Annotated in this window: 20 protein-coding genes; 7 read left to right on the top strand and 13 right to left on the bottom strand. The window is 45.0% G+C overall.

Going from position 1 to position 26541, the window contains the following annotated elements:
- Window positions 1-15: 15 nt before the first annotated feature.
- From LQZ07_RS14850 to LQZ07_RS14830, 4 genes are all read right to left on the bottom strand, one after another.
- The gene (locus LQZ07_RS14850) at window positions 16-3138 is read right to left on the bottom strand and encodes an efflux RND transporter permease subunit (RefSeq protein WP_152780910.1); all 3123 of its coding nucleotides are present in this window, start codon (window positions 3136-3138) and stop codon (window positions 16-18) included.
- Window positions 3138-4871, bottom strand: a complete 1734-nt coding sequence (locus LQZ07_RS14840; protein ID WP_152780908.1) for an efflux RND transporter periplasmic adaptor subunit — start codon at window positions 4869-4871, stop codon at window positions 3138-3140. Before LQZ07_RS14840 ends, LQZ07_RS14850 begins: the two co-directional genes overlap by 1 nt.
- A gap of 12 nt (window positions 4872-4883) precedes the next feature.
- Entirely contained in the window at window positions 4884-6149 is a 1266-nt protein-coding gene (locus LQZ07_RS14835) for a TolC family protein (RefSeq protein ID WP_152780906.1), read from the bottom strand.
- A 917-nt stretch (window positions 6150-7066) separates the two neighbouring features.
- Window positions 7067-8842, bottom strand: a complete 1776-nt coding sequence (locus LQZ07_RS14830) for a sodium:solute symporter family protein (protein ID WP_152780904.1) — start codon at window positions 8840-8842, stop codon at window positions 7067-7069.
- A gap of 476 nt (window positions 8843-9318) precedes the next feature.
- Here LQZ07_RS14830 and LQZ07_RS24630 point away from each other — a divergent pair, with 476 nt between their 5' ends.
- Window positions 9319-10038, top strand: a complete 720-nt coding sequence (locus LQZ07_RS24630) for a FadR/GntR family transcriptional regulator (RefSeq protein WP_152780902.1) — start codon at window positions 9319-9321, stop codon at window positions 10036-10038.
- A 453-nt stretch (window positions 10039-10491) separates the two neighbouring features.
- Window positions 10492-11262: an SDR family NAD(P)-dependent oxidoreductase gene (locus tag LQZ07_RS14815; RefSeq protein WP_152780900.1), complete on the top strand. Its 771-nt coding sequence runs from the start codon at window positions 10492-10494 to the stop codon at window positions 11260-11262.
- Between the two features lie 152 nt (window positions 11263-11414).
- Here LQZ07_RS14815 and LQZ07_RS14810 read toward each other — a convergent pair whose 3' ends face one another.
- The 4 genes from LQZ07_RS14810 to imuA are packed head-to-tail and all read right to left on the bottom strand — an operon-like array spanning window position 11415 to window position 17182.
- Window positions 11415-12050: a CDP-alcohol phosphatidyltransferase family protein gene (locus LQZ07_RS14810; RefSeq protein ID WP_152780898.1), complete on the bottom strand. Its 636-nt coding sequence runs from the start codon at window positions 12048-12050 to the stop codon at window positions 11415-11417.
- A 36-nt stretch (window positions 12051-12086) separates the two neighbouring features.
- Entirely contained in the window at window positions 12087-15146 is a 3060-nt protein-coding gene (locus tag LQZ07_RS14805) for an error-prone DNA polymerase (RefSeq protein WP_152780896.1), read from the bottom strand.
- Window positions 15146-16528 carry a DNA polymerase Y family protein gene (locus tag LQZ07_RS14800; protein WP_152780894.1) on the bottom strand — a complete coding sequence of 461 codons (1383 nt, stop codon included), beginning with the start codon at window positions 16526-16528 and terminating at the stop codon, window positions 15146-15148. Before LQZ07_RS14800 ends, LQZ07_RS14805 begins: the two co-directional genes overlap by 1 nt.
- A gap of 27 nt (window positions 16529-16555) precedes the next feature.
- The gene (imuA, locus tag LQZ07_RS14795) at window positions 16556-17182 is read right to left on the bottom strand and encodes a translesion DNA synthesis-associated protein ImuA (RefSeq protein ID WP_194164083.1); all 627 of its coding nucleotides are present in this window, start codon (window positions 17180-17182) and stop codon (window positions 16556-16558) included.
- Window positions 17183-17403: 221 nt separating this feature from the next.
- Here imuA and fbp point away from each other — a divergent pair, with 221 nt between their 5' ends.
- Window positions 17404-18414, top strand: coding sequence for a class 1 fructose-bisphosphatase (gene fbp / locus LQZ07_RS14790; RefSeq protein WP_016401898.1), 1011 nt, complete (start codon window positions 17404-17406; stop codon window positions 18412-18414).
- A gap of 2 nt (window positions 18415-18416) precedes the next feature.
- Here fbp and LQZ07_RS14785 read toward each other — a convergent pair whose 3' ends face one another.
- Entirely contained in the window at window positions 18417-19226 is an 810-nt protein-coding gene (locus LQZ07_RS14785) for a DUF1853 family protein (protein WP_152780890.1), read from the bottom strand.
- 136 nt (window positions 19227-19362) lie between these two features.
- On the opposite strand from LQZ07_RS14785, the gene LQZ07_RS14780 reads away from it, so the two are divergent.
- The 3 genes from LQZ07_RS14780 to LQZ07_RS14770 all read left to right on the top strand — a co-directional run bounded on the left by LQZ07_RS14780 (window position 19363) and on the right by LQZ07_RS14770 (window position 20648).
- Window positions 19363-19566, top strand: coding sequence for a DUF2517 family protein (locus LQZ07_RS14780; protein WP_016401896.1), 204 nt, complete (start codon window positions 19363-19365; stop codon window positions 19564-19566).
- A gap of 66 nt (window positions 19567-19632) precedes the next feature.
- Window positions 19633-20385, top strand: coding sequence for a Nif3-like dinuclear metal center hexameric protein (locus LQZ07_RS14775; RefSeq protein WP_016401895.1), 753 nt, complete (start codon window positions 19633-19635; stop codon window positions 20383-20385).
- A 71-nt stretch (window positions 20386-20456) separates the two neighbouring features.
- The gene (locus tag LQZ07_RS14770) at window positions 20457-20648 is read left to right on the top strand and encodes a bacterioferritin-associated ferredoxin (protein ID WP_016401894.1); all 192 of its coding nucleotides are present in this window, start codon (window positions 20457-20459) and stop codon (window positions 20646-20648) included.
- Between the two features lie 20 nt (window positions 20649-20668).
- On the opposite strand, the gene LQZ07_RS14765 is transcribed toward LQZ07_RS14770, so the two are convergent.
- Genes LQZ07_RS14765 through cdd form a run of 3 tightly spaced genes read right to left on the bottom strand, consistent with a single transcriptional unit; the run spans window position 20669 to window position 24055 of the window.
- The gene (locus LQZ07_RS14765) at window positions 20669-22021 is read right to left on the bottom strand and encodes a hypothetical protein (protein ID WP_152780888.1); all 1353 of its coding nucleotides are present in this window, start codon (window positions 22019-22021) and stop codon (window positions 20669-20671) included.
- A gap of 2 nt (window positions 22022-22023) precedes the next feature.
- Entirely contained in the window at window positions 22024-23199 is a 1176-nt protein-coding gene (purT, locus tag LQZ07_RS14760; protein WP_016401892.1) for a formate-dependent phosphoribosylglycinamide formyltransferase, read from the bottom strand.
- 10 nt (window positions 23200-23209) lie between these two features.
- The gene (cdd, locus tag LQZ07_RS14755) at window positions 23210-24055 is read right to left on the bottom strand and encodes a cytidine deaminase (RefSeq protein ID WP_152780886.1); all 846 of its coding nucleotides are present in this window, start codon (window positions 24053-24055) and stop codon (window positions 23210-23212) included.
- 159 nt (window positions 24056-24214) lie between these two features.
- Between cdd and LQZ07_RS14750 the strand changes: the two genes are divergently transcribed.
- Window positions 24215-25945, top strand: coding sequence for a glycoside hydrolase family 36 protein (locus tag LQZ07_RS14750; RefSeq protein WP_152780884.1), 1731 nt, complete (start codon window positions 24215-24217; stop codon window positions 25943-25945).
- A 14-nt stretch (window positions 25946-25959) separates the two neighbouring features.
- Here LQZ07_RS14750 and LQZ07_RS14745 read toward each other — a convergent pair whose 3' ends face one another.
- On the bottom strand, window positions 25960-26502 hold the full coding sequence (locus LQZ07_RS14745; RefSeq protein WP_016401889.1) for a hypothetical protein: 543 nt from the start codon (window positions 26500-26502) through the stop codon (window positions 25960-25962).
- Window positions 26503-26541 lie beyond the last annotated feature (39 nt).

Here is a 26541-nt window from a genome sequence, read left to right as displayed (position 1 = left end):
AATATTCCTTAATTGTTATTCGTTAATTAGTTTGCGCAGAGATACGCGCTTCCATAAGTAATAAACTGAGGGCAGCACTAGCAGGGTTAATACCACCGCTGAGGCCATACCGCCGATCATCGTTGCAGCAATTCTTTGCATTACTTCGGAGCCGGTGCCTTCACCATACATAATCGGAATCAGGCCTATGATCACCGTGGCTACGGTCATCATCACCGGTCGTACGCGCAAACCAGCGCCTTCAACAATGGCTATGCGTAATTGTTGCTTGGTAATAATGCTGTTTTTGGACAAGGTCTCTTCAAGTGATTGATTAAGATAAATCAGCATGATGACGCCAATTTCTACAGCTACCCCAGCTAGAGCGATGAAACCCACGCCAACGGCGATGGAGAAGTTGTAACCCAATAGGTACATGAGCCAAACGCCGCCAATCATCGCTAAGGGCAAGGTGCCTAGGATTAGTAGCACTTCACCCACTCGCCTAAAGGCCATGTACAACAGCAACATGATGATGGCGAGTGTTGCCGGTACCACCACTTTCAAGGTGGCTTCTGCGCGTTCCATGTATTCATATTGCCCTGACCAACTGACTGAATAGCCCGCTGGCAGAGTTAGATGCTCTTGCACGTACTGCTTAGCATCTTGTACGTAGCTGCCTAAGTCACGGCCTTCAATATCAACGAAGATCCAGCCATTAGGGCGTGCGTTTTCGGTCTTAATCATCGGGGGCCCGTCTTCAACGTAAACCGCTGCCACATCACCAAGGGTCAATCGCAGTCCACTTGGCGTGACCACAGGCAATAGTTTCAGTTGCTCTACGCTGTCGCGGTAACGCTGGGGATAGCGTAAGTTGATTGGGTAGCGCTCTAAGCCTTCCACTGTCTCAGACACATTCATCCCGCCAATTGCTGTAGAAACGACGGCTTGCACATCGGCGATGTTGAGGCCATAGCGAGCAGTTGCAATTCGGTCGATATCTACTTTTACATAGCGTCCACCTGCAACACGCTCAGCGTATGCAGAGGCGGTGCCAGGAACTTGGCCAAGGATTTCCTCGATATCTTTACCAATGGTTTCTATTACACTGAGGTCTTCCCCTGATATTTTGATGCCAATAGGCGTTTTGATCCCAGTCGCAAGCATATCGATACGGGTTTTAATCGGCATTACCCAGGCATTGGTCAATCCAGGAAAGTTCACCAAGTTATCAAGCTCTTGGCGCAGTTTGTCGGTGGACATCCCTTCTCGCCATTGCTCTCGAGGCTTAAGCGTAATGAAAGTCTCAATCATAGTAAGAGGTGCCGGATCTGTAGCTGTTTCGGCACGACCGACTTTACCCCATACCCTTTCTACTTCTGGCACTGTCTTGATCAGCTTATTGGTCTGTTGTAAGACTTCTCGCGCCTTGCCTATACTAATCCCAGGATAAGTGGTTGGCATGTACATCAAGTCACCCTCGTCCAATGGCGGGATAAACTCACTACCAATCTTATTTACCGGATAAAAACCTACACCGATTAAGGCGACAGCGATAAGCAATACCAACACTGGCGCTTTTAAGCTGAGGTTGAGTAATGGCTTGTAGCTGGCTATGAGCAGCCTGTTTAATGGATTCTTATGCTCTGCAAGCACCTTGCCGCGAATAAAGTACCCCATAAGTACCGGCACTAGCGTAATAGCCAAGCCAGCGGCTGCCGCCATGGCGTAGGTCTTGGTATAGGCTAGAGGCGAGAACATTTTGCCTTCTTGACCATGCAAGGCAAAGACTGGCACGAAGCTGAAGGTAATGATCAACAATGAGAAGAACAAAGCTGGCCCCACCTCTGAAGCCGCTTTGCCAATCACTTCCCACCTGTTGGCATCCGTAAGCTCGGTTTTCTCCATGTGCTTGTGCACGTTTTCAATCATTACGATGGCTCCATCAACCATCGCGCCAATGGCGATGGCGATGCCTCCCAACGACATGATGTTGGCGTTGATGCCCTGCCAACTCATCACGATGAAGGCGATAATGATCCCCACGGGCAAACTAACCAATACCACCAGTGAGCTGCGGATATGGAACAGGAAGGCCGCACACACTAAGACCACTACAACAAACTCTTCAATCAATTTGTCTTTGAGGTTTTCTACAGCACGTTCAATCAAGCCAGAGCGGTCATAGGTGGTGACAATTTCTACGCCATCGGGCAGTGAAGTGCTCAAACTGTCTAGCTTGTCTTTAACAGCTGCAATCACCTGTTGGGCATTTTCCCCGTAGCGCATCACCACTACGCCACCGACCACTTCGCCCTCGCCATCAAGCTCTGAGAGCCCTCGGCGCATCTGTGGCCCTATTTGAATATCGGCAACATCACCCAGTAGCAAGGGGGTACCTTGTGGGTTGAGCTTTAATGGTAATTGTTGCAAGTCTTCGATCGAACTGATGTAGCCACTACTGCGTACCATGTACTCGGCTTCACCCATTTCAATCACGCTAGCGCCGGTCTCTTGGTTCCCTTGGGAAATCGCATTCTTTAGCTGCGGCAGGCTCAGTTGGTAGGCACGCAAGCGATCGGGATCGATGCTTATCTGATACTGCTTCACCATTCCACCGACCGTTGCTACCTCACTGACACCAGCAACCGTTTGCAGCTCGTATTTCAAGAACCAATCCTGAATACTTCGTAACTGACTAAGGTCATGCTGACCGGTGCGATCGACCAAGGCATAGCTAAATACCCAGCCAACCCCAGTAGCATCAGGCCCTAGCGCGGGCTTTGCTGCTGCCGGCAAATTAGGTGCGACTTGCGATAAGTACTCTAGTACCCGCGAACGTGCCCAGTAAATATCGGTACCATCTTCAAAAATGATGTAGACATAGGAATCACCAAAGAAGGAGTAGCCACGCACGGTCTGCGCACCCGGTACTGATAACATGGCGGTGGTCAAGGGATAGGTAACCTGATCTTCAACCACCTGTGGAGCTTGGCCTGGATACGAGGTCTTAATGATGACCTGCACATCTGACAAGTCCGGGATGGCGTCGACGGGCGTATTTTTGATGGCGAAACCACCGTAGACCAAAATAGCGAGCGTCGAGACCAAGACTAAAAAACGATTGTGTATCGACCAACGAATAATACTAGGGATCATTACTGCTCTCCCTCTTCATCATCAAAATCCAGCCAATCCAAATCTTCATCCACTAAGGTGCTTGTATCGATATCCGCATTTTGCTGTGGACGATGCCCCATCTGTGAATGGTCCATGTTGCTGTGATCCATTTGAGAATGGTCCATCGTGCTGTGTTCCATATTGCCGTGGTCCATTTGAGAATGGTCCATCGTGCTGTGATCCATACTGCCATGGTCTATTTGAGAGTGGTCCATGGAGCTGTGGTCATGACCCATCGCTGATTGCTTCAATGCATCAGGATTCAAGTCACCTGGAACAAGCTTGGAAATGGGAAACTGATTATCTTGTTTGTTAATGGTAAATTTGAGTTCTCTTCCCGGCACGATCTGCTCGGTAATTTCAGCCTGTTCAAATGGAAAGTCCATCACCATACCTGGCCACTCCCACTCAGGTACGGGTTCATGGGCAATAGTGAGGGTTCCGTCTTTTACCGCCATTACCACACCACTTGCCACTACCGACTCGCTATGCCGATCTGGGGGGCCAATGCGACTGAAATCAGCGCTCAAGCTAGATTCAGAATCCAACATAAATTGGGCACTGGTCACGATAGTGTCACCACTCATCAAGCCATCAAGTATTTCCACTTGCCCCTGGCTTTCGCGACCTACTTCAACTCGTACGCTTTGATACTTTCCTGCGCCTCGTTTCATTACTACGCGATCAAAGCGGCCGCCTCTAATCACCGCTTCGCTAGGAATGGTTAATACTTGGCTGGTTTGTGCCGAGGAGACACTGACTCGAGCATACATATTTGGTTTGAGCCGCTCGTCGTCATTGGCAAACTCCATGCGAACACGCAGGGTGCGAGTTTGCGGGTCAAGGTTGGGATAGATGTAGTCAATTTGACCTTGCCAGGTTTGTCCGGAGTAGCTATCCACACGCATTTCTACTCGGTCACCCTGCGCCACTAAGCCTGCTTGCGACTCGAATAATTCACCGATTAACCAAATGCTGTCCAAGGCTCCGGCATCAACTAGCGTGGTAGTGGGGGTAATGTAAGCGCCTTCCCTAACACCAAGCTTAGTGATGTAAGCTGAGCTAGGGGCATATAGTTCAATTAGCTGCTCGCTACGACGCTTATTGGTCACGCGCTTAACTTGCTGAGCTGACATGCCCAGTACATTGAGTCGAGTCTTAGCTGACTCAATCAAACGCTTATTACCCATGTTCAGGGCATTGAGTAAGTCATCTTGGGCCTTAACCAACTCCGGAGAGTAAATAGACATAAGGTATTGGCCTGCATCAACACGCTCGCCCTCTGCTTTTACCGCCAGCTTTTCAACCCAACCTGCAACCCTGCTATTAAGTTGCCACTGGGTATTTTCGTTCAGGTTTAGTGTGCCCACAGTTTCAATGGCTGTGGCGAAACTGTTCAGCTCAACCTTGGCAGTTCTCACACCTAGGTTATTCTCAACACTTGGATCGATGGTGACTAAGCCGGGTTGGCTAGCTGATTGGTTTTCCTCAAAAACTGGGATCAGGTCCATCCCCATAGGAGATTTGCCCGGCTTGTCACGGCGATAGTTAGGGTCCATTGGTGCTACCCAGTAAAGTGGCTCAGCTTCTCCCGAGGTATTGAGGTCAGCGTGGCTGCCCGCACTATGCTGGTGCTGTATCAAACTATTTGCGAAGTAACCTCCGCCCAAGCCAAGGGCTAGAAATAGACTGCTTAATACAAATTTATTCATTCGGTTCTACTCCTACAGGGCCTGAAAATAACGAACTTGAGCAAGGGATTGGTATTGCTGGGTTTGCAGCTGTTCAAACTCCAGCTGCAAGGCGGTTTCATCCATGAAAGCCTTGACCACCAGATCAAAGCTCACTGTATTAGATTGATAACCTTGGATAGCGGCTTGGGTATTAGCTTTGGCTTGTGGCAACAAAGTTTGCTGATAGCGAGCTAAACGCAGGTTAAGATTTTGTACCTGCGCAACCTGACCATTGAGCCTACCATTCATGTTTTTTAGCACTAGGTCGCGTTCTGCTTGCTTCACACCCTTGCCACGTGTAGCTGAAATAACCGCCTGGTCTTGACGTTTATCGGTGAACAATGGGACGTCCATAGACAAAAAACCAGAAACCAAATCGGGACGAGCACTCCCATCCATATCACGACTGTTTCGATGGCCATATCCGACTTCGACTTTAAAGGCGGGCTTGTAGGCCTCATTGGCGATTTCGATTTGTTTTTCAGCCTCGTCAATGGCGGCTTGTTTCACCAACACCAGAGGGTGCTGCGACAGCAGTGTGTAGTGTTCGGTATTGGCTTGCTCTACATAATTAGCGGTGGCATCCCATTGCGGAAGTGCGCTATCAAATGGTTGATAAGCCTGAGCGCCAAGCCACGTTGCTAGCTGTCCTCGATAGGCTTGTTCTTGCTGGGAAAAGGCCGCGATCTGCTCATCAAACTTACTTAGTTGTAGCTCTGCTTGGAACAGGTCTTGGCTTTGCTTGTAGCCCAATTCAAACTGGCCACGCACGTGCTCAACATTGCGAGCGAACAATTGCTTGTTTTCGGCTAAAAGATGTTGTGCCGTATTAGCGAAACGCACACTTAACCACATTTGTCGGATTTGCTGGCTAAGTTCCAAGCGACGCTCAGCAGCTTTATAGCCAGTTTGCTGCTCCAATATTTGGTAACGCTGGCCGCTTAGCTCACGGGTATTGCCTCGGCTAAACTCTTGGGCAAGCCCAACACTCAGCTGAGTCATAGGGTCTTGGTCAAATTTGAAGCTATCAGTGGGTAGGTTCGCGAGACCTAACCTGATCATAGGGTCCTTTAGCTGACCACTCTGCACACCCATGGCAGCAATTTGTTGTTGTCGCTGAGCATATAAATTCTCAGAGGGATCGCTACTAAGCGCTAGCTCTACTGCACGTTCAATATTTAAAGGGGCGGCTATCACCGTGGCACTTGTCGATAGCGCAACGACAAGCACAACCTCTTTGCAAGAGGGAATAAACATATTTCTTCCTTACTGTTGATTTAAAAAATAGTTAACTAAATCAAACAGTAAGAGGGGGTCTGAAGGGTAGTTCCTGTAAAGACGGGTGGAGATTAAAAGTGTAAAAACTGGTCGCTGCACTTTGTGGCTGCGGTATGAAGTGTAGGCTGGAAGATATGAATGCAGGCGTTGCAGCACACAATGACAACTGACAATCTAACTTACATAAGTCATCCAGCTTAGATTTATTCTCATTGTCAGGAATATTGCCATCATTATGGCAATCCATAGTCATCTGCATTATTTCTTGATCGGCACTATGTTTTTGCGCATGCGAAGAATGCTCCGAAGCGCTAGAAACGCCGGATACCATTTGTAAGCAAAACACAAAGATCAAAAACAAAGCTTTCATATCATCGTGATGGTAAGTCAAAGGCGAAGATTACTGCAAGCAATTTTAGCAACAGCGAGAAATTAGTTTAAAAACAAGTCTTAATAATCTACTTCGGAGGACATGCGTTCTAACCAGTCAAACTAGATAAGGGCCGTCGAATTAATTGCTGATGGAGTCTCATTCTAGATTCTACTAGAAATAGCCAGGCCCCAAATTTCTGGTGAACAGCACTAACTCACTATGGGGCAGCAATGAGTTGGGTTACAAACTTAGAATGGTTCATTTAAGCTAAAATGACCAAACACCTTTGCCTGTCGACAATAGAGTTGGTGTGCAGCTGGCAATTTAGCTTTGAGTAAAGGTAATTGTTACAAATAAAAAGCTAAGCACTTTGTGCTTAGCTTTTTTGTTTATCTACCTAAAAGAGGAGGGCTTAAAGCCTGTTGTTTTTGTTGGAGGCTAAAAGCAAAAAGGCAGTGTTTAGGCCAACACCCTAAACACTGCAAAAGAAGGAATGGTCAGTTCCTTGTTGCTACAGGTCTTACTAAGACTCGGTTTCTACAGCTTGGCTAAGAGGTGGCTTCTTATTGCTGGTGTTTGCTTTAATAAGCAGTACACCCACCGCAAGAATAATGGCACCACAAAGGATGAACACTAAACGGTCAACAAGGCTGTTTGGAAGAACAACTAACAACATTACAAAGGCACCCGCTGCTGCGATTAATTTGCCTAACATGCTACGTTGTTTGTTATCTAACACTTCTTGTTCGGCAGATTCGTTAACTAATGGTGTGTGCAAGTTGTTGAAGAATTTATCTACGTCTTTTGAACGCTCTTCACTCAAACCTTTGTAGAACAGTTGAGACATTACAAAGAAGCCGCCAGTTAAAGTAATGTGACCGATTAGGGCAATTGCTACTTTAAGATCTTTCCATTCGCGGTTAGTAAGCTCTTGTTCTAAGCCAAACAAGTCTTGAATATGTTGAGGTCCGATTACAAAACCTACGATGTAAGACACACCAGCACCAACAAGTAGGGTGCCCCAGCCAGCCCAATCAGGCGTTTTCTTGATAAAGAAGCCTAGGAAAGCAGGAATCGTCATTGGGAAACCTAGCATTGCACCAGCAAACATCATCGCATCAAATAAACTCAAACCTTTTAATGAGTTAATGAATAGGGCGAAGAGAATAATAAGAATACCAAATACCGTAGAGGTGATTTTAGATACTGCTACTAGTTCTTTTTCTGAAGCATGTGGGCGTAATACTGGTTCATAGAAGTTTTTAACAAAGATACCAGAGTTACGGTTTAGGCCTGAGTCCATAGAGCTCATGGTGGCTGCAAACATTGCAGCAATAAGCAGACCTACCATACCGGCTGGCATGTATAGTTCAACAAAGGCTAGGTAAGCGGCATCAGCGGCTTTACTGCCCATTTCTGGGTGCATAGCGGCTAAGTCAACGCCTTGACCTGCTAAGAACCATGGTGGAATAAACCAAATCACAGGGCCTAAGGTCATTAAACAACAAGCTAGTAAAGCAGCTTTTTTAGCGTTCTTTGAATCTTTAGCCGCAAGGTAGCGGTAAGAGTTAAGCATGTTATTGGTAATGCTAAACTGCTTAACAAAGATGAAGAATGCCCAAATAGTTAAGATGCTTACGTAGTTAAGGTTGTCACCGATAACAAAGTCACGAGGGAACTCATCTAGAATATTACCAACACCACCAGAGTGAATAATGGCAACAATACAACAGGTTACGGTTACTGCCATAATCACAACCATTTGCATAAAGTCGGATGCGATAACAGCCCAAGAGCCACCGGTAACAGACATGATTAGAACGACAAGACCGGTTAATACAATGGTCCAAGTCATATCAAAACCAAAGATACCAGAAGCGATAATCGCTAAGCCGTTTAACCAGATACCCGCAGATACCACACTGTTAGGCATACCCGACCAAGTAAATACTTGCTCGTTATACTTACCAAAACGCATGCGAATTGCTTGGATAACCGTTACTACGCGCAGTTGGCGGAACTTAGGAGCGAAGTAGGCGTAGTTCATGAAGTAACCAAAGGCGTTGGCTACGAAGATAATGGCAACGGCAAGACCGTCGTTATAGGCTTTACCTGCTGCGCCGGTAAAAGTCCAAGCGCTAAATTGGGTCATAAAGGCGGTTGCACCTACCATCCACCAGAGCATTTTACCGCCCCCACGAAAGTAGTCGCTGGTATTATTGGTAAATGTTCTGAACATCCATCCAATGGCGATCAAAAAGCAAAAGTAAATGAGTACAATCAGGACGTTTAAATCCATTTCTGTTATTCCTCTTCCATAGTAGATGCGTTTACCTTAACAAGCACTATGGCATTATTGTATGACATATAGGTCTAACTGCGATTCCGATCTCACTTTTATATGTAATCCAGTTGAAAACGTTATCTGGATCCCATCAAATTACTCTCAAATGATAGTTCGAATATTAGGGGAGGGGATTTCGAATAAACGAAATGTAACAAAATACCAATTTGGTGGCTGCAATCCACCTCACAATTTGTAATACATTTATTGTTCGATAAATAGTCGAGTGTCGGTAATTGGCGACAGTTTTTGGCTGTTTTTAGCCTAGGGTGTATTGAAAAAAGTACAGTAATATCAAAACACTATCGTTATTCGGGTAGTGTAAATTTTTAAATCTGTTAACGTAGGCATACATTAGTCGGGCAGCATCGAAATTGCTGCACTAAATTAATATGAATGGATGAATTCATAGGATAGTAAAAAGGACACCTATGGCTAACGAATTTGCAATGATTGAAGGCGCTTCGCGCAGTTTACACTTACAAGTAGCAAGGGAGATTGCCAAAAGTATTTTGTCTGGCGCGCTTCCTCAAGACAGTATTATTCCATCGGAGATGGAATTGTGTGAACAATTCGGCGTAAGCAGAACTGCTTTGCGTGAAGCAATTAAGCACTTAAGCTCTAAAGGCTTGCTGGAATCTCGCCCCAAAATTGGTACACGAGTTAAAAGTCGTGAACATTGGAATATGTTAGATTCTCAACTGTTAAGTTGGATGTCTGGTGTGGGCGAAACAAGCGATACACTCACCGAGTTTTTAGCCTTGCGTCGTGCTATAGAGCCAGAAGCTGCTGCGTTAGCTGCTATTAATGCCAGTGCTGAACAGCGGATGAAATTGTCTGAGTATTATCAGCGTATGGTTGAAATAGCCAAGAGTGAAGACCAAAGTGAATGGGTAGAAACAGATCTGCAGTTTCACCGCACAGTATACTTAGCCACTGGCAACAGCTTTTATATTCCTTTTGCTAATGTATTGCAGGTAATGTTCATTGGATTTTTCCAGCATTCGTCAAAAGATGGTGGAACTTGTATGTCAGAGCATACTGCTATTTACCAAGCAATTATGGCTGGCGACCCAGAAAAGGCCCGCGAAGCAAACTTGGCATTGCTAAATAATAGCAACCACCGATTGCCAGAAGAAAATGTAGCTTAAGGTCAAATAATCTAAAAAAAGCCTCGCAGTGCGAGGCTTTTTTGTGCCTATCGATAAATTTCATGTATTACAAAAGAAAAGGTTTTTTATGTGGAGTTAGAGTTGAATACCTAATCAGCCATTTATTTTTCGCTTAATCCATCTTAGCTATTTCGCTATTTTTTAGTGCCTATATTTCGCAGTTTTTGCTGGCCATTTATTTACAACTTTCCATTTAAATTTGAGATTTTATATAAACTACTGAATAAGTTGGTTATTTATCCGATTGGGTAAGTTTGATTCACTTTGCGACGTGGGGTTTTGTAGTACTTTTACCGGTGTCTGTATTCAAGCCTTTTTGCTTAGGTAACTTACCTAAGGTTCCAGTGTGTAACTCTGTTAAAGCGGTCAACATCGGTAACTTGTCGTTATTCAAGGCGGCATAGAGCTGCACAAACGATAAGAGGTGAGAAGATGAATCAACTATTTAATTTGGACGGTAAAGTAGCGGTAATTACCGGTGGCACTTCTGGTATTGGTGCAGCAGCAGCCGAGCGTATGGCAAAAGCGGGTGCAACAGTAGTGATTGCCGGGCGAAAAAATGCTATTGAATTTGCGGAACGTATTGGCGGCATTTTTGTAAAAACCGATGTGTCTGATGAGAACTCCGTTCGCAACTTAATGGCTGTCGCCAATGATTTATGCGGGAAAATCGACATCGTTGTTAATTGCGCTGGGGTTAATCGCGGCTACAACACTTTGCTTGAGTCTGAAAAAGAAGACTTTGATTTCAATTTTAATGTGAACACCATGGGTGTGGTATACGGCATTAAACACGCCACACAGTACATGAGCCAGGGCGGCAGCATTGTAAATGTTGCCTCTGCCGCGGGTGTGCAAGGCGTGCCTTACTTAGCCCCTTATGTAAGTTCTAAGTGGGCGGTATTGGGGATTACTAAAACCGCAGCCTTGGAATTAGGTGAGCAAAATATTCGGGTGAATGCCATCTGCCCAACTTCGGTGGATACACCAATGGCGCGAGCCGAAGGTGGTGAACCTCAACTCCGCATGGAGCATAAAGCAGTGCCGTTGGGTCGTATCGCCGAGCCGGAAGAGGTTGCTGCCATTATTCACTTTTTGGCCGCTCCCGACTGTGCCTTTGTTAACGGGCAAACGATAGGGGTAGATGGTGGTTTTACCGCAGGTATGAGTATTAATGCCTATAACAACCTAGCTGCAGAGTAGCGCTGCGCTAAGGCTTAGCGCAGTGATTCGCCGCGCTGTTAAGTTACATAAACCGCTAAGCGTTTGGTGAACGATAATTTCTGCCTGTTATTGTTTTGACGCTTAGTTTGGCAAGTTGCCACCGGTAATACAGAGTATTACCGGTTTTTTGTTTACGCTGCGGTGTTGTTTGTGCCGCCGTTGTCGGTAAATGTGGCTTTAGCTGCCAGTATGCGAGTTACCGTGGTAATGCTGCATAAAGCAGCAAATATAAATGCCAACTTAGCGAAGTACTGTGGGAACAAACAAAATAGTACAAAGGTAGCGATAGTTTCTGTTCCTTCCGTTAAGCCACCTAAATAATACAAAGACTTATGCGGATACACTGTGTTATCAATGTTGCGCTTAGCGGCCATAATCGCAAAGGTTAAGAAGCTTGAACCGGTGCCCATAAAGGTCCAAATAAGTACATTGGCCGCAACGGCATTTTGCTCGGGAGCTGCTAGCGCAAAACCTAACACAATGCCGGAGTAAAAAATAAAGTCGCAAACAATGTCGAGGTAGCCGCCAAAATCACTGCAACCTTGTCGGCGCGCTAATGCGCCATCTAAACCATCAAAAGTCCGGTTGAGTAAAATAAGCGCCAAGGCAACATGGTATTGCTGAAATGCGAGAAAAGGGATGGCGCTTAAACCAATAAAAAAACCAATAAGGGTAATTTGATTGGCGCTTAAACCGGCATTATCGAGTTGTTTAGCGCTGTAATCTAATGGTGCTTTTATAATTTTTATGGCGTAACGGTCTAACATTGTTGTCCTATTTGCTGTTATTTATCTATCGCATGCTTAGCGAAAGTCTCGCGAGCGTACCGATAAATCGGCGAGTAACCACGAACAGTCTTCAAGCTTCCCTGCAATAATATGTATCACTTCATCGCAGCGTTCTAATCGTCCGTGTACTTTTAGAAGACGAGAAGAAATAAGAGCTTGGCGCTGCGCTTTAGCCGTTGCTGACCAGACTATCACATTGCTGTTGCCCGTTTCATCTTCTAAGGTGACGAAGGTGACATCGGCTGAAGATCCTGGCCGTTGCCGACCCACCACTAAACCTGCCACCTTAACTAACTGACCGTGTTTACAGTGATGCAATTGCGCTTGTGAGTAACAATTTTTTAGCGCCTGATGTTCACGCAGTAAATGCAGTGGATGTCGGCGCAAACTAACCCGCGTTGCGTGGTAGTCTTGGCGAATATCTTCTATTTCGCTAGGTGCCGTTAAGTTTACCGGTGCTTCTTTGGGCATAGCAAATAGTGGTAAGGGGGCCTCGGTACCGCTCATTTGCCAGCGGGTTTGGTGGCGATGCCCTGCTAAACAGGCAAAAGCGTCGGCAGTGGCTAAAGACTCTAAGCTGGTTTTGTCGAGTTGCTGGGTTAATTCACTGAGTTGGCTAAAACCTTGGCTCGGTCGATTTGCTAATAAGCGAGCAAACTTTTGTTTGTTTAGTCCTTTTACTTGTTTTAATCCTAATCTAATTGCGCCCTTAGGATCTTGGCTGTAGTCGAGGCTATGTTTCCAATCGCTTTGGTTAATGTCGATGGGCAGAATACTCACTCCGTGGCGTTGTATATCTTGAATTAATTGGCTAGGGCTATAAAAGCCCATGGGTTGGCTATTAAGTAGTGAACAGCAAAATGCCGCTGGCTCATGGCATTTTAGCCAAGATGAAATATAAACCAGTAAGGCGAAACTGGCTGAATGAGACTCGGGAAAACCGTATTCACCAAAACCTTGAATTTGCGAAAATAAACGCTCAGCAAATGCGACAGGGTAGCCGCGCTGTTGCATGCCGTTGATGAGTTTATCGCGAAAGTAGGCTAGCTTGCCGTTGCGCTTCCAAGTGGCCATAGCGCGACGCAGTTGGTCTGCTTCGCCGCCACTAAATCCTGCTGCTACCATGGCCAATTTAATCACTTGTTCTTGAAAAATCGGCACACCAAGGGTGCGCGCTAATACGGCTTCTACTTCTGGGCTAGGGTAATCTACCGGCTCTTCGCCATTACGTCGGCGCAAGTAAGGGTGCACCATATCGCCTTGAATTGGGCCGGGGCGAACAATTGCTACTTCTATCACTAGATCATAATAGTTGCGAGGTTTTAGCCGTGGCAACATGCTCATTTGTGCGCGAGATTCAACCTGGAAAATGCCCACACTGTCGCCTTTGCATAACATGTCGTAAGTGGCGCTATCATCTTGTGGAATATCGCTAAGGCTAATGGTGCGTTGTTCTCGTTGGCTTAAGCTGGCAAGGCAGCGGCGAATGGCGCTTAACATTCCCAAAGCCAGTACATCTACTTTCATTAAATGTAGCGCTTCTAAATCATCTTTATCCCACTGGATGATAGTGCGATCGGCCATGGCGGCATTTTCTATGGGGACTAAGTCACACAGCTTGTCTTGGGCAATAACAAAACCGCCCACATGTTGTGACAAGTGACGAGGAAAGCCGCGTAATTGTTCCACTAGTTCAGCAAAATTGCGTGCATTGGCTTCTGGCAATAGGCCAGCCTGAACAATTTTTGGGCTGGTTGAGTTACTGCCATCACGCCAATCAATATTGTGGTTAAGGCCATGTAGTATATGCGCAGGAATAGCTAAGGCTTTGCCTATTTCGTTAATTGCACTGCGGGTGCGGTAGGTGACAATACTGGCAGCTAAAGCAGCGCGGTCACGGCCATATTTTTGATAGATGTATTGAATGACTTCTTCGCGGCGCTGGTGTTCAAAATCGACATCGATATCTGGTGGCTCATTACGTTCTTTAGAAATAAAGCGCTCAAACAGTAAGCCCACTTGGCTGGGGTTAACTTCGGTAATATGCAAGCAATAACACACTACTGAGTTGGCGGCAGAGCCTCGCCCTTGGCAGAGAATGTTTTGCTGCCGTGCGTAGGCCACAATATCGTAAATAGTGAGAAAGTAGTGTTCGTAATTGAGCTCGCTAATTAAGCTTAACTCATGTTCGATTTGCGCTCGTAGTTCAGCAGAAAGCTGCTCACCAAAACGCTGTTGTATGCCTGTTTCAACAAGTTCTCGCAGATATTGCTGGGCGCTGTAACCCGCCGGTACATTGTCTTTAGGATATTGGTAGCGGATCTCATTAAGACTAAAACAACATTGCGCAGCAAGTTGAGTGCTAAGGGCTAATTCGTCACTAGAGTAGCGCTGTTGTAAATGAGGCCACTGTAATAGGCGACGTTCGGCATTACTGCTTAATAAAAAACCGGCTTGCTGCACTGTGCTGTGTTGGCGAATGGCATCAAGGATGTCGGCTAAGCGCTTTCTATTAGCCAAGTGCATGCGTGGGTTAATGGATGCAAGGCAGGGTATTGCGTGTTGCTTGGCTAATTGCCGATAGCTATTTAGCACTTTAGTGGGTTGAGATAAGTCGTTATGTAACAGTAAATAGAGGTTTTGAGATAATTGCTGCTGCAGCTGTTTAAGGTGTATTGCTTGTAGCGCAGGAGTGGCTTTAACCAAGAGTAAGCATTGGTTAAGTCGTTGATCAAATTGTTGTAGTGTGACTTGATAACTGCCTTTTTTACTGTGCTTTCTTGCTTGAGTAATAAAGCGACAAAGTTGCTGATAACCTTTAATATTTTTAGCCAGAACCACCAATTGGCATTGTTCATCGGTGGTGAACTGGCTACCTACAATAAGCTTAATGGCTAATGGTTCGGCGGCTTGGTGAGCTCGAACAACTCCACTTAATGAGCATTCATCAGTAATGGCAATGGCTTGATAGCCGTAACGTTGAGCTTGCTCTACCATTTCTTCTGGGTGTGAAGCGCCGTATAAAAAACTAAAGTTACTCTGGGCATTAAGCTCGGCGAAAAGTGAGTGATTCATTAGGCAAACCAGCCGTGCAGGTACCACTGTTGTTTTTCTTGGCATACCCAAGCCAGGCCTTGATTGGGACTTTGCGCCATGTAGTAATCTCGGTTAATGCTTTGTTCATCCCACCACCCGCTAGCGATGCGTTCGGGCTCAGAGAATAGGGTGTAATGTTCAATATTGATGGGTTTTAGCTGCGGCAGTAACCAGCAGGGGCGAGCAAACTGTTTGGGGTAATTAAGCGTCTCATGCTGAGACAAAGGCTGATATTGGCTGGCGAATTCGGGGCGAAAATCTGCTTGGCAGCTTAAGCGGCTAATTGCTTGCTCGCCCAAACGCACACTTAATTGGTCAAACAGCAAGCGATCACCAATGGGTTGCTGTTGTTCAAACAAACCGGTGATTTGGTGACCAAGGGGATAAAGGGCTTGGCAATCTAGGCTAAATTCAATCACCGCAGCTGCTAGGCGAGTAGATTCCAACTTTAAACGAAATAGTGCTAGCCAATCTTGGCTGGTTTGTAATAAACGAGCACTTTTTAAGATGATCTGTTCGCTGGGTTTATCTCTAAAATTTAAGTGCAGGACCAATATATTGCTGCAAAGCTGGTGTTGTCTTAACCACTGCTGAAAATGTTGGCAAGCTTGTTTTAGTGAAAACATTAGACCTTGAATTGTGTGGGTTTCGGCTAACAAAGGAAAACGTTGTTGGTAATGAGCTTGTGCTGTGATGAAGCGCAGTGGAGTCGTTAATCGCCCATAGGCTTGATCGAGTAACGCTAGGCTATCTTCGCCTAAACGTTTACGCAGCTCTGGCCGAGGTAAACCATTAAGCTGTTTAATGGTATATAAGCCCATCGCTTGTAAAGCCGTGATTTGGTGATAGGGTAAGTCGCTAAAGTTCAGTGGTAAATCTGCTAGCTGAGTAATTCCTGATCCTGCTTGCTTGATATCTTGCGAACGTGCTAACCAGCGGGCAGCTATCGCGCTATGGGCATGGGCAATCCGAAAGCTAAGCTGTTGCTGCTGGTAGTGTTGTACCAACTTAGACACATGCTGCTCTGGTTTAGGGTAAATGGTATGCATACCGGCACCACTTATATATAAGCCATTATCGGGATGAGTGGCGACTTGAGCGCAATAGTGCAAAGCCTGTTGAGCTAAATCCATAAAGTAAGCATCGCAAGATAAATCGCTTTGTTGGTATAAGCAGAGCTGAGGTGCCAGCTGATAAGCCGTATTGAGTGAGCAGCCTAAATACACCCCCAAATTATGTGCAACTTGGTTTAACTGAATAATTTGCTTGTTGTGGTGTATTGCCAAGGCTTGTTGGCTAGGGTGCTCGCGTTGTAGTAGGTCCAACGCGAGCTGGGGAAAATCAAGGTAAATCCAATACATGTTGCACTTGCATAAAAGGCATCGGCACTAATTAAGTCGTGGAATGTGTTGCTCATAGAGCGGGGCGCCGCCACGACGTTTTAGCAGATGGTAGTTAATGTGTTCTGGTGACTTGCTAGGGTGCAAGGCCATTCTTACGCTGGCGCTAGAGCTTTGCTGTTGTTGCTGTAGCGGTCTAAATAAATAACTTAAGCAATCTCCTTGTTCTGCTGCTAGCTGCAAGCGGCGGCTGGCTTTTAAATCTAAGCCGTCTAACCAGCCTAATACTGCGCTACAAGAGCCACTTTTTAATGCTTGCTCAATGGTCCACAGGGCATCACTACACTGCTCAGATCGAATAACAATGACTTTACTAATATCTACGCCATGCTGCTGTAGTGCAGGGGCATTAGGCATAAATGGTGGTGCAACCCAAATAATCCAGCGTGATTGTTGACTAAGCTTAGCTAGAGCAGGAAGCAATAATTGTAACTCGCCAATGCCATGTTTTTCGTACAGCACCTCGGTGATGCCACCTTGTGGCCAACCATGGTTAGGTAGTTGTTGGTCGAGTTGTGCAAAGCCACTTGAATGAACGTCAAGATGACTGTGTTGCCATTGGCTGCCTTGCCATACCTTGTTGCTTTGTAGCAGTTGTTCAATTTGTTGTGCCATTGTTCGCTCCATGCTCTAAGTCAATGTCGAAGTTTAACTGTGTTTTTATACAGTGTATGAATATACAGTATTCTTTGTTTGGAGATTTTGCAAATGTTTTTTTTGCTTTATATGTATGACAATTAAACTGATGTGCTAGTAATTTTTCGTAAATACTTGCAAAATAACATTGAAGGCTGAAAAGGTTTTCATAGGAAGCGTGCTAATAAATAGGGATTAAAATGATAACTCTTGGTGAATACATAATAGAAAAACAACACCAGTTTCCCGATGCCACAGGGGAGCTTACTCAGCTATTAGGGGCTATTCGTTTAGCCGCTAAAGTAGTTAACCGTGAGATCAACAAAGCAGGGTTAGTTGATATTATCGGCGCTACTGGCGTAGAAAATGTGCAAGGAGAAGTGCAACAAAAATTAGATTTATATGCGAACGAGAAATTTAAAGCTGCGCTTGAAGCGCGTGGTGAGGTATGTGGCGTAGCCTCCGAAGAAGAAGATGAGTTTGTTAGTTTTGACAGTGCTCGTTCTATCGACAGTAAATACGTTGTGCTAATGGATCCTTTAGATGGTTCCTCAAATATTGACGTAAATGTGTCGGTTGGGACCATTTTCTCAATTTATAAGCGTATCAGCCCTTGTGGTGCGCCAGCAGTATTAGAGGACTTTTTGCAACCGGGTCATCGCCAAGTTGCTGCAGGATATGTGGTATATGGTTCATCGACGATGCTGGTATATACCACTGGTCATGGGGTACATGGTTTTACCTGTGATCCATCGTTAGGGGTGTTTTACCTTTCTCATGAGAATATGACCATTCCTGATGACGGGGTAATTTACTCAATCAATGAAGGTAATTACCTTAAGTTTCCAACTGGGGTTAAGAAGTACTTAAAGTACTGCCAAGAAATTGAACCAGAAACCAATCGACCTTATACCTCGCGTTACATTGGATCTTTGGTGTCTGATTTTCACCGCAACTTGCTAAAAGGCGGAATTTACATCTACCCCTCAACGGCTTCTGCACCTAAAGGGAAGTTACGTTTATTGTATGAATGTAATCCGATGGCCTTTTTGATTGAGCAGGCAGGGGGCAAGGCCAGTGATGGCTTTACTCGTATTATGGATATTGAACCAGAAGAGCTGCATCAGCGGGTTCCCTTTTTTTGTGGCAGTAAACATATGGTTGAAACCGTTGAAGAGATGATGCGAGAGTATTCATCTGAAGAACAGTAAAACTAGCTCTTAATATTGTTTGCCCTGGTGAGCCAATCATCAGGGCAAACAAAGATGCGCTTTTCCTGCTGCTTAGCTTGCTCTGGTAAGTAGAGTTGTACAGGGCCTCGTGAAACATCTATTACACTACCAGCTTTGCTTAGTGAATAAGCGTTAGGGCTAAGCCATTGCTGCTTAGCTAATACACACCACCCTTGAGCTTGCATTGCCTGCCATTGAGTTAGGCTATACCAATGCAAATTTTGTGGAGTGGGGGGGCTATCATTGCCCAATTTAAACAAATACCCGGGTAACACAATGCGCTGTTTAAAAGAGTAGTTAGCATATTTTTGGGCTAATGCTTGGATCTGTGGGTGTTTACCTAAAGGGATTTGCTTGAGCAGTAATTTACTGAGCTTATTGCTTAGTCTGTCTTGTTGATTGGGCCCCAAGTAATCAGAAGCGCAAGGTGAAGCATTGCGTGCTAGGTAAAACTTCACCGCTAGCTCCCAGTGCTCTATTTGTTGCTGCTGATGGTTTACCAGCAAAAAATCGATAGCGCCTTGGGTTCGCCCATGTTGTTGCACAGCGACATTATCGGCGAGTAGCTGCCATTCTGGGTGTGCTTCAATTAAGCTCCGCCACAATTGCTCAAAATATAAACCTAAGCGAGAGTTAGCCTGTGGCTCAGCTATATGGGGTAAATGCTCCTTAAGCGTCCATTGCCACTGTTGTTGCCAGGTAGAGTCAACCATAAAAGGCAGGGCATGAGGCAGCAAAGCAGGCGCGTTTAAACACCAGTGCAGATCATTTTCCCATGCTTTTTTATTCACAAATGTTGCCCTTTTGTTATTAATTTACACTTGTTTAAATATTTTGCTTTTTATTTCGACTGTTTTACCGGTTTTTGTAGTTTTATTACCAAATGTTAGCTATTATTTAGTGGTCTAACCAGTTGAGGTGTTCGAAATGAGTAAGCAATTTTCTACCAGCATTATCATCGTTCGTCGTATCGCACTATTTTTAGTGGGTTTGGTTTCTTTCCCTTTTGTTGCCCTTGCCGGCCTAAGAGCGCCTTTCTATAGCGCATTACACCGCCAGTGGATTAAGCGCAATGACCGTCCAAGTTGGATGCAGCAAGCTGACAAAATTAACCAGTTTGTTTTGTTCTAATCTATAAGGCTTGTTTAAAGCTGGGTCTGCTACTTACAATGTGCCAAACCATTGTGAGTTAATGTAATGAAAAATACCCGATTAGAAAACATATTAAACCAGCACTTAGAAAGCTTTAAGTTTAAAGACTACTGTCCCAATGGCTTACAAGTAGAAGGTCGTGCAGAGGTTAAGCGAGTTGTTACTGGTGTTACAGCTTGCCAAGCTTTAATTGACCAAGCCATTGAGCATAAAGCCGACGCTATCTTGGTTCATCACGGCTTCTTTTGGAAGAACGAAGCTGCAGTGGTTACCGGTATGAAGCGTCGTCGCTTGCAAGCCTTGTTAAACCACGATATTAACCTTTATGGCTACCACTTACCCTTAGATGTACATCCTGAGCTTGGCAATAATGCACAGCTTGCTAAGCGCCTTGGCATTACTTTAAAGCGCGGCCTGGAAGCGTGGGATCCGCGTAGCGTAGCCATGGTAGGTAAGTTAGAAGAGCCTCTTTCCGGTGAAGAGTTTGCCAAACGTATCGAGCAGGTGCTGCAGCGTAAACCTTTGCACATTGCTAATGGCCATAGCATTCAAAAAGTAGGTATCTGCACTGGTGGTGGTCAATCCTATCTTGGTTTGGCTGCTGAGCAGGGCTTAGATGCATTTATTAGTGGCGAAATCTCTGAAAACACCGTACATACTGCGCGTGAGATGGGCATTGATTACTTTGCCGCTGGCCACCACGCTACCGAACGTTATGGCGCGCAGGCTCTAGGGGAGTGGTTGGCAGAAACTCACGACCTAGATGTTACCTTTATTGATGTAGATAATCCGGTATAAGCCTAAAAAGATATTGCGAATGATAATGGTTCGCAATATAATTGCTTTATTGTGATTGATGAGGTGAAGCAATGTTTGTATGTTTATGCCACGGCATTACTGATAAGCAAATTAAAGAAGCAGTACAACAGGGCTGTGAAAACTTAGCTGATGTACGCAAAAAGAATGGCGTTGCTTCTGAGTGTGGAAAATGTGCCAGAATGGCAAAAACCATCATTGATAAAGAATTATCTATTACACCTAAGTACTACGAAGTAGCCTAGTAAGCATTTGCTTAGGCTACTTAATCCGCTTCATCGCGGTGAATTAACAAATCAAATCCTTTATCCCGCCAATATTGAATAAGCTCAGGCTGCACGCCTAATATCGCTAATGACACCTGTTTCTCTAAGCAGCGCTGTTTTATGGTTTGCCAATATCCACGATTGTCATTATTTACGTTGAGCAAAATCCACATATCCAAAGAAATCACTAGCACATCAATTAAGTCCAACACTGTGGAATTGTTTATTAGTTGAGCCACTAAATTGGGTTGCCAAGCTAGTTGCACGTTTTGTTGTTTAATACGCACTAAGCTGGTTAGATTTTCCATGGGCAGTTCAGGGCTAAACACCAACATCATTTCTGAGTAATGATCGGCTATTTGCGTTAGCGTCAAATTACGGTGATTCAGCTCTTGCTTAAAGTGGTGCCAATATACTGCATTAACAGGGGCATTAAATTGCTCGTCTTGTTCAATGCTTGTTGGCCAATCCCAGTAGCCAACTAAGCTGTTGTCTGTCGTTGCATGAATCAGATACTGGCTATGTTTAGTGGCATGACTAAGTTGATTTAACTTGTGGCGATATAAGCGGAAAAATTGACGGCTCAAGTAGCCTATTTGGGTTTTGAATTGCCCAACCGTGATCGACGTATATAGGTTTAAACCATAATGCTTTGCCAGCAAAATTATGCTGTTTTTCAGCTTAGATTGCTCTTGAAAAACCAGTATTAAGCCAGGGCGGTGCAAAATAGCCGCAAGACGCTCTATGGTATCAATGATATGTGGATCATCATCGTAGACTGCCAGCATCACTAAGTTAGCCTGTTGGAGTTGCTGAGCAATACCTTGCTGCTGCGGCTGCCAATACTCACAAAAGCTAAAACCTAATTCCTGCACTTGTTGCCGCAATGGTTCGGTAGGTCGAGGGTTATATAAGTAAACGAACTTATTGTTAGCCCATTGTTTGTATTGTCGGTTAATGCTGTCGCCCCAATGAGCAAACTGTTCATCTAACTCCTGCTGGCTATAGCAGTAGATAAAATCGGGTAAGTCAAATGACATTGCGGGCATTTCACCGATCAAAAATACCGAGATCTGCGATTGCTCTTCAAGTAAATCAGCAAGTAAAGCTAGCTGCTCACTATTCAATTTGGCACAGTTTAAAACAATCGCGTCAAATTCATTGGATTGCTGAAGCTGCAGCTGTAATTCATCAACTTGTTGGACAGAAATGTGTTCAATGGGGGAGGTGTTACAAATTGGCGTTTGTTGAAACCACAATACTCGAAGTAATTTTGAAGAGACAGGGGCTGAGCTTGGCGCTAATAGAAGCGCCAATTCTTCGTCATTTAAAGCAAATGACCCTGCCGTCATTACTAGTAAGTCACCTTAACATTTGCCGCTACTTGCTTGGCGTTATCTACGGCTTGCTCAATGCTGTCGCTACGGTTTAAGGCTACCCCTAAACGGCGCTGACCATTAATGTCTGGTTTAGAGAACAAACGCAGCTGGCTATCGCTAGTATCTAAAGCCTCGGCTAAGCCACTAAAACGAATGTCTTGAGATTTGCCATCGCCCATGATCACTGCTGAAGCGCTAGCACCAAATTGATGGATTTGTTTGATAGGCAAACCAAGAATGGCTTTAGCATGTAAAGCGAATTCAGATAAGTCTTGAGAAATTAGGGTTACCATGCCGGTATCATGCGGGCGTGGCGACACTTCGCTAAAGAACACCTCGTCGCCTTTAATAAATAGCTCAACGCCGAACAAACCGTAACCACCTAGCTCGCTAACAATCTTACGAGCGACCTCTTGTGACTTCGCTAATGCAAGCTCTGACATCGCTTGTGGCTGCCATGATTCGCGGTAATCGCCATCTTGTTGGCGGTGACCAATTGGCGCACAAAAATGAATACCGTCTACGGCACTTACAGTAAGCAAGGTGATCTCGTAATCAAAATCCACAAAGCCTTCTACAATAATGCGACCCGCACCAGCCCGGCCACCTTCTTGCGAGTAATCCCACGCAGCGGTAACTTGGTTGCTATTACGTAAGGTTGATTGTCCTTTACCAGAAGAACTCATCACTGGTTTGAGTACACATGGTAAACCTACGTTTGCCACGGCTTGTTGGCACTCTTCTAAGCTATCGGCAAATTGATAAGCAGAAGTAGGTAAACCTAGTGTTTCGGCGGCTAAGCGACGAATGCCTTCGCGATTCATGGTGAGTTGAGTAGCGCGCGCAGTTGGCGTTACCGCATAACCTTGTTGCTCTAATTCAACCAAAGCGTCGGTGGCAATGGCTTCTATCTCGGGAACAATATGCTGTGGTTGTTCTTTAAGAATTAGGGCTTTTAGCGCCTCTCCATCTAGCATATCTATAACATAACTGCGATGCGCAACGTGCATCGCTGGAGCGTTGGGGTAACGGTCTACCGCAATAATTTCAACGCCATAACGTTGTAATTCAATGGCAACCTCTTTGCCAAGTTCGCCTGCTCCGAGCAATAACACTTTAGTTCCAGAAACGCTTAGCGCAGTTCCTAACATTTAAATACTCCTAAGTTGAAGGATAGTAATGATGGACCATTGGTTTTTGAGAATGTTCCGCGAAATTTTGTAATTCTTGCTTAAAGCTGAATCGATTGTCTTTATGTTCCCATAATTCGAAGCGTTCAACATTGTTTAAGCTCAGGTGATTAAGGGTTAATTGAGATAATAAAGTGAGAAGCGGCGAGAGAGAAGGATTAAACGCTACGTTTTCTAGATAACAGCTCCAAGCGATTACTTTGTCGCCTTGATAAGCAAACATGGCGCTTTGTACTTGGGTATAAGGGGCATAACTGGCTTTAGCAAAATCGGGAGCTTGGCTGGCCTTATCAAGCTTAAGTTTAGCCAGTGGAGCTTGCACGCCTAGATCGTTTGGTCCAAAAGATTGAGGAAGCAATTGAGGGAAGTCATAGCTTTGTTGATTAAAGCGCACCTTTAACTGCGCAGCGTTAGCTAGCTCGTTAATAAACTGACGACAATAACCACATGGTGCTGCATTAATCACTAAATCGGTGAGTTCGTCTGCTTGGTGGCTAAGTGCGTTAAATATAGCACTTTGTTCCGCATGCAAACTGCCGGTTAGTGGCCCATATTCCAACTCATAGTTAGCGCCTAAAAATAGCTGTTGTTGCTTATCAACCGCAATAGCCCCTACATGGAAATTAGACTTGGGAGCAAATGAAAAACTGGCTGCTAAAGGTAGCATGCGTTCTGCAAGCTCAATAACGTTACAGCTTAGGATGTTGCATAGTGTTTTGGTTTGTTGGCTATTGAGCATATTTGGCAGTTGCTTGCTGGCCAATACGGTTTGGAGGGCGTTAGTTAGCGATAGGTCTGCGTGGGTATTTTCTGACATTTCATCGTTCCCTTTAATTTGTCGAACCTAGCAACAAATGTTGATTACTTTGCTAAGACTTCGATTATAATCCGCCTAATTCGTGTTTAGTTAAAATATATCTTTGTTTTAGCTGTTTCTGTGTAGCGCGTAATTTATTGTAACTAAAGGTGTTGATAAGTGTTTTCAAAGCTTGATTCTGTTCTTCGGTTGGTTCGTCAGTGGCAGTTAAGCTCGCCACATGAGCAAGTTTTATACACGCCACAATGGAGTGGGGCGGAATGTGTGATAAGAGTAGATAATTTGTCTGCTCATAGCATGAGCTTAGGGCAAATTGATTTGTTCGACGGCCAATTACCTGACAATGCCAAGTTTTATGGTGAGGGTTTTCAAATGTTAGCGCAGAACTCCGGTACTGCGAATAACATCACTGCGATTGGTCGCTGCCCCGATGCAGGAGAGTATCGGCTTAGTGAAGATGCTGATCACTTTACTGCATATAATCAGCTACTTATTGAAAGTGACGGATATTACACCTTACTGGGGTTTAGTTCATGCCACCGCTTTAGTGGTTATTTTAAGGTATACCCTAGTGGCCGTTTAGTCATTGGTATTGATAGCGATACCCTTGCTATCCCTGCCCACCATTACATCAATAGTGAAAGCTTATTTGTGGCTAGCGGAGAGAGCCGCGAAGCCGTATTAGAACAATTTGCCGATGCAATACAGCAGCATCATCCTCGGCTTAGCTGGCCGAGTAAGCCGAACGGTTGGTGCTCGTGGTATCACTATTATGCTGATGTATCCGCAGAGGATATTGAGGAAAATCTTCAACAGCTTATTAGCCCACATGATCACTTAGATTACTTGTTGATTGATGATGGCTACCAAGAGTTTATGGGGGATTGGCTGTATCCGTCTGATCGTTTTAGTGGTGGCGTAGAAGGCTTATGCAAACGAATTAGAGAGCAAGGGAAAGAGCCCGCCATTTGGGTAGCACCTTTTATTGCGCAAGCTGAGTCTCGGTTGTATAAGCAACATCCTGAGTGGTTTGTGAAAGATCAAGACGGTCAGCCTTTGGCAGCAGAAGAAGTAACTTATGGCGGGTGGCGCTGTACGCCTTGGTACGTATTAGATACTACCCAAGTGCAAGTAAACCAGTATCTGCACCAGGTGTTTAGCCATATGTACCACCACTGGGGAGTGAAGTACTTTAAATTAGACGCTATTTATTGGGGAACATTGGCTAAAGGTTATCGTGCTGATCCCAATAAAACTCGGATTGAAGCTTACCGAATGGGTATGGAAACCATCAATAAAGCCTGTGATGGGCAGGCCTATATTCTTGGCTGTAATGCCCCAATGTGGCCGTCATTAGGTCTTGTGCACGGGATGCGTATTGCCGATGATGTTGAGCGAAATATTGGGCGATTTAAGCAAATCGCTAAAGAGACTTTCTTTCGCAATTGGCAAGATATGCGCTTATGGCATAACGATCCTGATTGTGTGACCTTAAATAATATTTCTACCCAACATACCGATGACGACGCTTACAACTGGCACCGAGTGAGCTTATTGGCGAGTAGCGGTTTAGTGTTCTCTGGCGATCGCCTAACAGAGCTAGACGATGCGCAGGCTAGCGTATTAAATGTGCTAGAGAAAAACCAAGCAGACGCAGCCCGTTTTGCTGACTTTAGCTTGCAGCATGCTAAGCAATATCAAAACCAGCAGTTAGTTCGTCAATATTGGTTTAACTGGGACGAGCACAATAGTTTGAATATAGAGCTAAGTTTAGATCAGCAGTGGCAGGTTTTATGGGCAGACAAACGCTTTGTTAGTAAACAAACTGATAAGGGTTTAACCATTTGCTTAGCACCAAACAGCGCGGTGGTATTCGAAAATAAAGGGTAAATGAAGTGGTGGGTTTAGTATTTAAATTCTAAGCCCACTGAAAAATTACTGTCGCCATAGCCAGGGATATCGTGGCTAGAAATAATAGTTCGCATCGACATTTGTTCGTTTAGTGGTGCCACAAATCCTAAGCCAACTGCAATATCAGTTTTATCAACCAAGTAGGACATTTGGCGTTGACCAAGGTTATGGTAGACAGAGTCTTCATGTAACTGGTTGTACACCGAGTATTTTGGATCGTAGATGTGGCTAAACAACTCCAGTCTAAAGCTGTTAAATGGTGTTTGCACCACCGGTACAGCTACCATGTCGTAAAGCTCAGAATCGGAAAAGTAACTATTAGTTAGGGTGGGCGAGAAGTCGGTATCTTGATAGGTTTTTTCGAAGATTTCGCCTAACACGGCGAATTGCTCGGCACTAAGTCGCAGCAGCGAAGAAGGGCGGAGGTTTTGCAACTCATAGGTGGCGTAACACTTTGGCGAAAAACACAACGTCGCAGCAACAGCAAGACTTGCTGTAGTAGCTATCGACCATTTGATGTGTTGACGCATTTTCATTTGTATTACTTTACCTTCCCTGAACAGTGTTGATTATAA

It is taken from the genome of Agarivorans sp. B2Z047, assembly GCF_023373605.1.
In the GTDB taxonomy this organism is placed as follows: domain Bacteria; phylum Pseudomonadota; class Gammaproteobacteria; order Enterobacterales; family Celerinatantimonadaceae; genus Agarivorans; species Agarivorans albus.
This window is presented reverse-complemented; position numbering and strand designations above follow the sequence as displayed.

Coding starts and splice junctions, on each gene's coding strand:
- LQZ07_RS14835 (WP_152780906.1), bottom strand. CDS start 6,149: ATGTTTATTCCCTCTTGCAAAGAGGTTGTGCTTGTCGTTGCGCTATCG.
- LQZ07_RS14775 (WP_016401895.1), top strand. CDS start 19,633: ATGAAAAATACCCGATTAGAAAACATATTAAACCAGCACTTAGAAAGC.
- LQZ07_RS14810 (WP_152780898.1), bottom strand. CDS start 12,050: ATGTTAGACCGTTACGCCATAAAAATTATAAAAGCACCATTAGATTAC.
- LQZ07_RS14850 (WP_152780910.1), bottom strand. CDS start 3,138: ATGATCCCTAGTATTATTCGTTGGTCGATACACAATCGTTTTTTAGTC.
- LQZ07_RS14780 (WP_016401896.1), top strand. CDS start 19,363: ATGAGTAAGCAATTTTCTACCAGCATTATCATCGTTCGTCGTATCGCA.
- LQZ07_RS14840 (WP_152780908.1), bottom strand. CDS start 4,871: ATGAATAAATTTGTATTAAGCAGTCTATTTCTAGCCCTTGGCTTGGGC.
- LQZ07_RS14765 (WP_152780888.1), bottom strand. CDS start 22,021: ATGACGGCAGGGTCATTTGCTTTAAATGACGAAGAATTGGCGCTTCTA.
- LQZ07_RS14805 (WP_152780896.1), bottom strand. CDS start 15,146: ATGAATCACTCACTTTTCGCCGAGCTTAATGCCCAGAGTAACTTTAGT.
- LQZ07_RS14830 (WP_152780904.1), bottom strand. CDS start 8,842: ATGGATTTAAACGTCCTGATTGTACTCATTTACTTTTGCTTTTTGATC.
- LQZ07_RS14745 (WP_016401889.1), bottom strand. CDS start 26,502: ATGAAAATGCGTCAACACATCAAATGGTCGATAGCTACTACAGCAAGT.
- LQZ07_RS14800 (WP_152780894.1), bottom strand. CDS start 16,528: ATGTATTGGATTTACCTTGATTTTCCCCAGCTCGCGTTGGACCTACTA.
- purT (WP_016401892.1), bottom strand. CDS start 23,199: ATGTTAGGAACTGCGCTAAGCGTTTCTGGAACTAAAGTGTTATTGCTC.
- cdd (WP_152780886.1), bottom strand. CDS start 24,055: ATGTCAGAAAATACCCACGCAGACCTATCGCTAACTAACGCCCTCCAA.
- imuA (WP_194164083.1), bottom strand. CDS start 17,182: ATGGCACAACAAATTGAACAACTGCTACAAAGCAACAAGGTATGGCAA.
- LQZ07_RS14815 (WP_152780900.1), top strand. CDS start 10,492: ATGAATCAACTATTTAATTTGGACGGTAAAGTAGCGGTAATTACCGGT.
- LQZ07_RS24630 (WP_152780902.1), top strand. CDS start 9,319: ATGGCTAACGAATTTGCAATGATTGAAGGCGCTTCGCGCAGTTTACAC.
- fbp (WP_016401898.1), top strand. CDS start 17,404: ATGATAACTCTTGGTGAATACATAATAGAAAAACAACACCAGTTTCCC.
- LQZ07_RS14770 (WP_016401894.1), top strand. CDS start 20,457: ATGTTTGTATGTTTATGCCACGGCATTACTGATAAGCAAATTAAAGAA.